This is a genomic window from Sphingomonas asaccharolytica NBRC 15499, from assembly GCF_001598355.1.
GTDB classification, from domain to species: Bacteria; Pseudomonadota; Alphaproteobacteria; order Sphingomonadales; family Sphingomonadaceae; genus Sphingomonas; species Sphingomonas asaccharolytica.
This window is the reverse complement of the sequence record NZ_BCYU01000118.1, coordinates 1-8,844: the sequence shown is the minus strand read 5'-3', so window position 1 is coordinate 8,844 and position 8,844 is coordinate 1. Positions and strand designations below refer to the sequence as shown.

Sequence of the window (8,844 nt, the reverse complement as noted above, 5' to 3'; positions counted from 1 at the left end):
GGGCGCGCGGCCGGCGCGGCGCGATCTTCTGCCGCATCCAGGCGCCGGCGGCGCGGAAACGGATCGTCGTCGCCGCGATCACTGCTACCGCGGCAAGATCGAGCAACGCCGACAGGTCGATCGCCGTGGCGAAGCCCAGGAAATCGGGCAGCCCCATCGTGACGAGCATCCGCCCGTCATTGTCGAGCAGCCAGATCACGCTGACGATGATGGAGAGAGTGAGCAGCCCGAACAGGATGTGACCGCGGCCGATCCGCGACAAGCGTCGCGCGGGCGCTTCGACCAGCGCGCGATGCAGACGATTCCCGATCGGCGTTCCTTGCGCCATCAGCAGCGCGGCCCATAAAGATATCAGCGCGATCAGCATCCCCGATCCCCTCCGTGTCCCACGCGATATGGCGAGCGCCGGGCCATCGGCAAGGCGTCAGGCTTCGAGCGCTATCGCCATCCTGCACGTCCAGTCCGCTTCCGGCGCAATCTCGAACACCCCCGGCTTGGTCCGGAAATCGCCGGTGAAGTCCACCGGATCGGCATGGCCATGCCACGGCTCGACACAGACGAACGCCGCGCCAGGCTTGGTCCAGATGCCGAGATAAGGTGTGTCGGGGAAATCGATCTTGAGTTGCGGGCCGTCGGTTGCGCCATAGATCACGCTTTGCGACGCGACAGGATCCCAGATCAGCGCGTCCTGGGCGAACAGGTCGTCGGCGAGGTGGAGGATGCGGCCATCGAGCGGCGATCGGCGCTTCGCCGCGAACAACCCGCCGGCAAGCTCGACAATGTCGCCCGGCTCGTCGGCGGCGAAGGCGATGCGATGCTCGGCGCGCGGGCGGCCATAAGGCAAGGGCCAGGCGAAAGCGGGGTGGAAGCCCAGGCTCGCGGGGAGCGGCGCGCTGCCGGGATTGGCGATACGCACGTCGATCGCCAGCGTTGCCGCGTCGATCGAGAAGCCGACCTCCAGCACGAACTCGAACGGATAGCATGCGCGCGTCTCGTCATTGGCGGTCAGACGGAACGTCGCGCTAGTGGCGGTGTGTGCGGCGAGGTCGAAGGTTTCATGCCGCGCGAAGCCGTGCTGCTTCATCGCATAGTCGCGGCCATCGAGCCGCAGCGTGTCGCCGTTCAACCGCCCGATGATCGGAAACAGGATCGGAGCGTGGCCGGTCCAATAGGCCGGGTCGGCATCAGTCATCAGCTCGCGGCCATCGGCATCGCGCAAATGCGTGAGCTCGGCGCCGAGCGGATTGATCGCCGCCGACAGCTGGTCATTGCCGATCTCGATCAGGTCTTCGGCCATGGCGCTTCCTCCCACTCGATCAATCGTGACGATCAGCTGCGCGCGACCTGGAATCCGGCGAACGATTGGCTGACCGGCATCAGTTCGAGCGTGTTGATGTTGAGGTGCGGTGGCAGCTGGGCGACCCAGAGCAGCGTGTTCGCGATATCCTCGCCGGTCATCGGATTGGCGCCGCCATAGAGCTTGTCCGATGCTTCCTGGTTGCCTTCGGTGCGGACCAGGGTGAATTCGGTCTCGACCATACCCGGCTCGATCGAGGTCACGCGCACCCCGGTACCGGCGAGGTCCGAGCGCAGTCCCAGGCTGAACTGGTGCACGAACGCCTTGGTGCCGCCGTACACATTGCCGCCGGTATAGGGATAGGTCGCCGCCACCGACGATATGTTGATGATCGCGCCCATGCGCTCGACCAAAGCGGGCAGCAGCTTGCGGGTCAGCGACACCAGCGCGGTGACGTTGGTGTCGATCATCGTCTTCCATTGATCGAGCGAGGCGGATTGCGCGGGTGCGGTGCCGAGCGCGAGCCCGGCATTGTTGATCAACAGGTCGATTGCGCGGAACTCGGCGGGCAGCGCCTCGAGCGCGGCATCGCGCGCGGCTTCGTCACGCACGTCGAACACCGCGGGATGCACCTTGTCGGTGCCAAGCTCGGCGACCAACGCATCGAGCCGCTCCTTGCGCCGACCGGTCGCGATCACGCGCCAGCCGGCGGCAACGAACGCGCGTGCTGCTGCCTCGCCAATGCCCGAGGTTCCGCCGGTGATCAGCACAGTGCGCATCGTCTACTCCTTCGGGTCCAAATTCTCTTCATCGATCGACCGTGCTTCGGCTAGATGCCAGCGCTCGCCGTCCCAGCGGTCCTCGCGATCGTCGAATTGCAGCAAGGTACCGGCCGGGCAACCGAGTTCCGCCAGCTGGACGCGGATCAGCGCACGTCCGGCGTCGAGGTCGGTCACGTCGGTGTCGATGATCGAATAAAGCACGCGCCATTGGTCGTCGCCGCCCTCGTCATCGTCATCGCCGTCTTCATCGAGGAACTGGATCGCGCTGCCGCCGCCGGCGCTGCCGAGCCCGGTCATCCGCAGTTCGGCGTCGATATATTGCGTGAACCGCGCCTGCCGCTCGAATGGGTCGAAATCGCCAGGCAGCAGGATCGGCGTGTAGACATCGCCCGGCTCCTCATGGAGCGCGGTAAAGCCGACGAGGAAACTATCGATCTTCATCGCCCGCGCGCCACTCCGGCCACCGCCGCTCCGCCGATGTCCGAGGTTGCGCCATTGATCAGGGCTGCACCCACGTGTTCAGTCCTTAGCAGACAGGTTGCGATGCTTCGTCGTCAGCTCGGCTGCATCGATATCCGTGATCGCGAAGTAGGGCGTTTTTCTGCCCGCCTCGTTCTTTCCCACGGAAACCAATCCCGTCACCGAGATATACAGATGTCCCCCCGGCCCCGATCGGAGGGTCCACGGCGTGAGGATGTTCATCATGCGTTGTGCGGTGACGTCATCGGTGTAGCCGCCAAACTCCACAATCGCATCGCAGTCGCCGTCCTCGAGAAACCAGCCGTGAGGGGTCACGTCAATCAGGTCGGCGCGCGTGTGAACCGGCCGCCCGACGTAGCGCTCGGGATTGCGCGATATATCGCAGAGACTGACGTCGGCCGGGGCGGCTGCCTGCCCGGCCCCCGCAAGCAACAGAAGGGCAAGTGCGCTAACCACGTAGTGTCGCGCCAAGCTTCGTCGCCGCGGCGACGACCTTGTCGGCCACCGCCTTGAGATCGGCATCGGTGAAGCTCTTGTCGCTCGGCTGCAGCGTCACCTCGATCGCCATCGACTTGACGCCATCGCGCTCGAACAGGTCGAAGACGCGCGCGGCGGTGATCGCGGCCTTGTCCGATCCGCGCACCGCGCGAGTCAGCGCGTCGGCGGTCAGGCCGGCGGGGACGGTGAAAGCGAAGTCGCGCTTGACCGCCTGGAGCGCGGGCGGCGCATAGGCCGGGCGCATGAAGCCGGCCGACCGTTTGCCCGGGATCGCGTCGATATAGAGCTCGACCGCGGCGACGGGGCCATCGAGGTCGAACGTCTTGGCGGTCGACGGATGGAGCATGCCGAACGCGGCGAGCACAGTCTTCGGGCCCAGCCGCAACGTCCCCGACTGGCCGGGATGCCAGGTCTCGCCCGCGTCACCCATCACTTGCAGATTGTCGACCGGCGCACCCGCCGCGGCAAGCAGCGCCAGCGCCTCGGCCTTGGCGTCGAACGCGTCGAACCCCTGCGCCTTGCCGACTTGCCAGCCGCGCGGCCGGCGGTCGCCCGCCAGCACCACGCCCAAAGTCGGGCGCTCGGCCTCGGCGAGATAGCGCCGGCCGAGTTCGAACAGGCGCACGCTGCCTACGCCGCGATTGAGGTTACGCGCCGCCGCCGACAACAAGCCGGGCAGCAGCGACGGGCGCATGACCTTGAGGTCCTCGCTGATCGGATTGGCCAGGCTCCACGCGCCGCCGCCGAACGCATCGGCTTCGGCCTGGCTCAGGAAGCTCCAGGTCACCGCTTCGTCGAGCCCGCGCGAGGCCGCAGCGCGCCGCAGCTTGCGTTCGAGTTTCTGTTCGGGAGTCGCGGTCGGACGTGCCACGCCGGGCGCGCGGTCGAGCGGCACCGGCTGGACCTTGTCGATCCCCTCGATGCGGATGACTTCCTCGACCAGATCGGCCGCGCCATCGATGTCGCGGCGCCAGGTCGGCACGGTGACTTGCCAGTCGGCGTCGACCGCGAAGCCGAGGCGTTCGAGGATATTCCTTTGTCGCTCGGGCGCGACGGCGAGGCCGCCGAGCGTCTCGGCTCGCGACGGATCGTACTTGATCGCGCGCGGCTCGAGTGGCGGTTCACCGGCGCGCGTGATCCCGCTTGGCGTGCCACCGCAATGATCGAGCACCAGCTTGGTCGCGATCGCCAGTCCGTCGTCGAGGAACGCCGGATCGACCCCGCGCTCGAACCTCTGCCGTGCATCGCTGGTCAGCCCGAGCTTCTGCCCGGTCCGCGCGATATGGTCGGGATCAAAATAAGCGCATTCGATGACCACGTCGGTGGTCGTCTCGGACACGCCCGAATGCTCGCCGCCCATGATGCCGCCGATATCATGCACCGCCACATCGTCGGCGATCACCGTCATCGTCTCGTCGAGCATATAGGTCTTGCCGTTGAGCGCCAGCACCTGCTCGCCCGCCTTGGCGCGCCGTGCGACGAGCCCGCCCGACAGCTTGGCCTTGTCATAGACGTGCAGCGGCCGTCCGAGATCGACCGAGACGAAATTGGTGATGTCGACCAGTACCGAGATCGGCTTCTGCCCGATCGCGGTCAGGAACCGCCGCATCCATTCGGGCGCCGCGCCATTGATCACGCCGCGCACTTCCTGGCCGTAGAAAGCCGGGCAGCCGGCAGTGTCGTCGGTGCGCACGTCGGGGCCCGGACCCTCGCCCGCGACCGGCGCGATCGCCTCGACACGATAGACCTGGGCGAGCGGCTTGAGCGTCCCCAGCCCGGCCGCCGCGAGATCGCGCGCGATGCCGCGGACGCCCATGCAATCCTGGCGGTTCGGCGTGATCGACACGTCGATCACCGGATCGTTGAGGCCCGCATAATCGGGGAAGGTCGTCCCGACCGGCGCATCGGCCGGCAGCTCGATGATGCCGTCATGGTCGTCGCCCAGCTCGAGCTCGCGCGTCGAGCACATCATGCCGTTCGATTCGACCCCGCGGATCGCCGAGACCTTGAGCTCCATGCCATTGGCCGGCACGATCGCGCCCGGCAGGCCGAGCACGCCGACCAGCCCGGCGCGCGCATTGGGGGCGCCGCACACGACCTGTAGCGGCGCGCCGTCGCCGGTATCGACCGTCAGCACCTGCAATTTGTCGGCCTGGGGGTGACGCTCGGCGGTCAGCACGCGCGCGACCTTGAACGCGGCCAGCTTCTCGCCCGGATTGTCGACACCTTCGACCTCGAGCCCCACGCGGGTCAGCGCCTCGACGATCGTGTCGAGATCGGCCGAGGTGTCGAGATGCTCCCTGAGCCAGTTCAGCGTGAATTTCATATTAGTTTCCGTCGCCCCGGCGAAGGCCGGGGCCGTTGGGTTGGAGAGCGATTCCCGCTGCCACGCAGCGGCCCCGGCCTGCGCCGGGGCGACGAGAATGGGTCATGCCCCTACTCCCCCGCTCAGCGTGGGCACGTCGAGCGCCGCGAAGCCGTAATGTTTGAGCCAGCGGATATCGCCGTCGAAGAAGGCGCGCAGGTCGTCCATCCCGTATTTGAGCATCGCCAGGCGATCGATCCCGCAGCCGAACGCGAACCCCTGCCACTCATCGGGATCGAGCCCGCACGCCGCGATCACCTTGGGATGGACCATGCCGCTGCCCAGCACTTCCATCCAATGGTCCGATCCGCCGATCGCCCGCTTGCCGTTCTGGATTGTGTAGCCGACATCGACCTCCGCCGACGGCTCGGTGAAGGGGAAATAGCTCGGGCGCAGCCGCAATACGATGTCATCGCGCTCGAAATAGGCTTTCAGGAACGTCTCGAGCGTCCATTTGAGATGGCCGAGCGTGATCCCCTTGTCGATCACCAGTCCTTCGACCTGGTGGAACATCGGCGTGTGCGTTGCGTCCGAATCGGATCGATAGGTCCGGCCCGGCGCGATGATGCGGATCGGCGGCTGCTGGTCGACCATCGTGCGGATCTGCACCGGACTGGTGTGCGTGCGGAGCAGCATCTTGCGTTCCCCGTCCGGCTGGTCGGGAAGGTAAAAGGTGTCGTGCATCGCCCGTGCCGGGTGCGATTCCGGAATATTGAGCGCGGTGAAATTGTGCCAATCGTCCTCGATCTCCGGCCCGGTCGCGACCGCGAAGCCGAGGTCGGCGAAAATCTCGGCCAACTCGTCCATCACCTGACTGACCGGATGGACCGTGCCGGCTGCCGGGACATCCACCGGCAAGGTCATGTCGAGCGTCTCGCCCGCCAGCCGCGCGTCGAGCGCCTCGCGCTCCAGCCCCGCCTTGCGCCCGGTCAGCGCCTCGGTCACCGCTTCGCGCAGCGCATGGATGCGCGGGCCGGTCGTCTGGCGCTCCTCGGGCGACATGCCGCCCAATGTCTTGAGCAACCCGGTCACGCTGCCCGACTTGCCGAGCGCCGAGACGCGGATGTCCTCCAGCCCGGCCAGATCGGCACTGCCGATCGCCGCGAGCAGGTCGCGCTGGAGCTGGTCGAGATCACTCATCGTTCAATCCGATCGTCCATAGATAGAGGTCGCCGTCCTCGGGGTCGGTGCGCTCGCCCGTGCGGGTGAAGCCGTTGCGCTCCAGCACTATTTGCGAGGCCCGATTGTCGACCCCGGTCTCCGCGGTCAAGCCGTCAAAGCCACGCGCCCGCAGGATCGGCAGCAAGGCGGTGACCACGCCGGTGGCATGGCCGCGTTCCTGACGGCTGTCGGCAATGCCATAGCCGATCTCTGGGCGCTTGCCGTCGTGCGGACGAGTGAAGCTGATCATGCCGACTGCTTCGCCGTCCGCCACGACCAGCCACGCCACGTCGCCGCCCAGCGCCTCGCGATTCTTCGCGGCGACGCCACGGATCAGCTCGACGACCGCGACCGGCGCCACACCGCCCTCGCAAATCGCGGGTGCTTCCGCTGGCGCAGGGCCTTCGCCCAGCAGCCATACGAAATCGCTGTCCTGCATTGCCTTCAACTCAACCACGTATTGCTCCTCGGGATCGGAAAAGAAAAGGGCGCCGGTGTTGCCACCGACGCCCCGTATCTTCACTCGCTACAGGTCGCTCAGGCGGCCTGGGGCAGTGCCGCCTTCGCCTGAGCGATGATGGCGGTAAACGCTTCGGCTTCGTGCATCGCGATATCGGCCAGGACCTTCCGGTCGAGGTCGATGCCGGCGAGCTTCAGGCCGTGCATGAATTGTGAATAGGTCAGACCCTCGGCGCGGACGCCGGCGTTGATGCGCTGGATCCACAGACCGCGGAAAGTCCGCTTTTTGACCTTGCGGTCGCGATACGCATATTGCCCGGCCTTTTCGACGGCCTGACGAGCGATGCGGATGGTGTTCTTGCGGCGACCCGAATAACCCTTGGCCTGCTCAAGAATGTTCTTGTGCTTGGCGCGGGTGGTCACACCACGTTTGACGCGTGCCATATCTTCTAGCTCCTCAGTTCAGGCCGTACGGGGCCCAGGCCTTCACCGTCTTGGTGTCGGCGTCCGACAGCACCGTGGTGCCGCGGTTCTGGCGGATGTACTTGCCGTTGTGGCTGATGAGCCGGTGGCGCTTGCCGGCGACGCCGTGCTTCAGCTTACCGGTGGCGGTGAGCTTGAAGCGCTTCTTCACGCCGCTCTTCGTCTTGAGCTTGGGCATTTTGGTCCTTTCTCTATGGCGATGCACAAGCATGCCGCGGCAGCCCTTGATGGCCGGGCAAACTTCATCCGCATCGCTCGGAAGTGGGCGCGCATAGCCGTGAGTCCTTGGAAAAGCAACCTCGGCTTGGGGATTCAGATTCACGCGGAGGCGCGGAGGCGCGAAGAGAGTGGACAACCTGCCGGCGCGTAACCGTAGCAAAACTCCGCGCTCTCCGCGCCTCCGCGTGAGAATATCAATGCCCGCGACAGGCGAGAGCCTCCAAAACTTCCTCGACCCGCGCCGGATCGCCTGCGGCGACCACTTCGCCATTGCTGGTCGCCGTCAGCGGGTCGCCCGACCAGTCGCACATCCGCCCGCCGGCGCCTTCGATCACTGGCACGAGCGCGGCGAAGTCGTGGAGTTTGAGACCCGCTTCGACGACGAGGTCGAGCCAACCCGATGCCAAGGTGGCGTAATTGTAGCAATCGCCGCCCAACACGACCGAGCGCACCGCCGAATCGAGGTGTTCGAAGGCATGGAGCTGCGTATCGTCGAATAACGCCGGCGAGGTGGTGGCGAGCAAGGCATCGCTCAGCTCGCGGCAGGCGCGCGTCGCGGCGGGCTTGCCGTTGAACAGGGTCTGGCGGCCGATCGCGCCAACCCAGCGTTCGTTGAGGATCGGCTGGTCGATGATCCCGATCGCCGGCCAGCCACCGATCACGAGCGCGATCAGCGTCCCGAACAACGGCCGCCCGGCGATGAACGCCCGCGTTCCGTCGATCGGATCGAGCACCCATTGCCGCCCGGTCGATCCTTCGGTCGTCCCGAATTCCTCGCCCGAAATGCCGTCGCGCGGTGCTTCCGCGGCGAGCAGCGCGCGCATCGCCTGTTCGGCGGCGCGGTCGGCGATCGTGACGGGGGAGGCGTCGTCCTTGATCTCGACGTCGAAGGGTGCGCGAAAATACGGGCGGATCGCGGCGCCGGCGGCGTCGGCCAGGGCCATGGCGAGGGCGATGTCGGTATCGGTGATGCGCATGGGGGTGGCACTAAGGGGAGTCGCAGGGGGCGGCAATGGTGGAAGCGGGCCACTGAGCGACTGCTAGGTTGAGCGGACGCGGTATTGCCTAAAGCCCTCTCCCGCGTGCGGGTGCACCGGGTC

The 8,844-nt window shown here is 66.5% G+C and carries 11 protein-coding genes; all 11 read right to left on the bottom strand.

Features of this window, described 5'->3' with window-relative positions:
* Window positions 1-367, bottom strand: a 367-nt coding sequence (locus tag SAS01S_RS20475) for a hypothetical protein (protein WP_218016347.1), incomplete at its 3' end; no start/stop codon positions are given.
* A gap of 57 nt (window positions 368-424) precedes the next feature.
* Window positions 425-1,297, bottom strand: a complete 873-nt coding sequence (locus tag SAS01S_RS20470) for an aldose 1-epimerase family protein (protein WP_066812852.1) — start codon at window positions 1,295-1,297, stop codon at window positions 425-427.
* 32 nt (window positions 1,298-1,329) lie between these two features.
* Complete coding sequence (locus tag SAS01S_RS20465) at window positions 1,330-2,076, bottom strand: SDR family NAD(P)-dependent oxidoreductase (protein ID WP_066812851.1); 747 nt, start codon at window positions 2,074-2,076, stop codon at window positions 1,330-1,332.
* Between the two features lie 3 nt (window positions 2,077-2,079).
* Window positions 2,080-2,520, bottom strand: a complete 441-nt coding sequence (locus SAS01S_RS20460; protein WP_066812850.1) for a hypothetical protein — start codon at window positions 2,518-2,520, stop codon at window positions 2,080-2,082.
* A 78-nt stretch (window positions 2,521-2,598) separates the two neighbouring features.
* Window positions 2,599-3,015: a hypothetical protein gene (locus SAS01S_RS20455; RefSeq protein WP_066812849.1), complete on the bottom strand. Its 417-nt coding sequence runs from the start codon at window positions 3,013-3,015 to the stop codon at window positions 2,599-2,601.
* Window positions 3,008-5,383, bottom strand: coding sequence for a phenylalanine--tRNA ligase subunit beta (gene pheT, locus SAS01S_RS20450; RefSeq protein ID WP_066812848.1), 2,376 nt, complete (start codon window positions 5,381-5,383; stop codon window positions 3,008-3,010). Before pheT ends, SAS01S_RS20455 begins: the two co-directional genes overlap by 8 nt.
* A gap of 102 nt (window positions 5,384-5,485) precedes the next feature.
* Window positions 5,486-6,562 (bottom strand): phenylalanine--tRNA ligase subunit alpha, encoded by a 1,077-nt coding sequence (gene pheS / locus SAS01S_RS20445; RefSeq protein WP_066812847.1) that lies wholly within the window; start codon window positions 6,560-6,562, stop codon window positions 5,486-5,488.
* Entirely contained in the window at window positions 6,555-7,040 is a 486-nt protein-coding gene (locus tag SAS01S_RS20440; protein ID WP_157082927.1) for a GNAT family N-acetyltransferase, read from the bottom strand. The genes pheS and SAS01S_RS20440 overlap by 8 nt, the downstream gene beginning before the upstream one ends.
* 80 nt (window positions 7,041-7,120) lie before the next feature.
* Entirely contained in the window at window positions 7,121-7,486 is a 366-nt protein-coding gene (gene rplT, locus SAS01S_RS20435) for a 50S ribosomal protein L20 (protein ID WP_066812844.1), read from the bottom strand.
* Between the two features lie 13 nt (window positions 7,487-7,499).
* Window positions 7,500-7,703: a 50S ribosomal protein L35 gene (rpmI, locus tag SAS01S_RS20430; protein ID WP_066588206.1), complete on the bottom strand. Its 204-nt coding sequence runs from the start codon at window positions 7,701-7,703 to the stop codon at window positions 7,500-7,502.
* Window positions 7,704-7,938: 235 nt separating this feature from the next.
* Window positions 7,939-8,721: a histidinol-phosphatase gene (gene hisN / locus SAS01S_RS20425; RefSeq protein ID WP_066812842.1), complete on the bottom strand. Its 783-nt coding sequence runs from the start codon at window positions 8,719-8,721 to the stop codon at window positions 7,939-7,941.
* Between the last annotated feature and the right edge of the window lie 123 nt (window positions 8,722-8,844).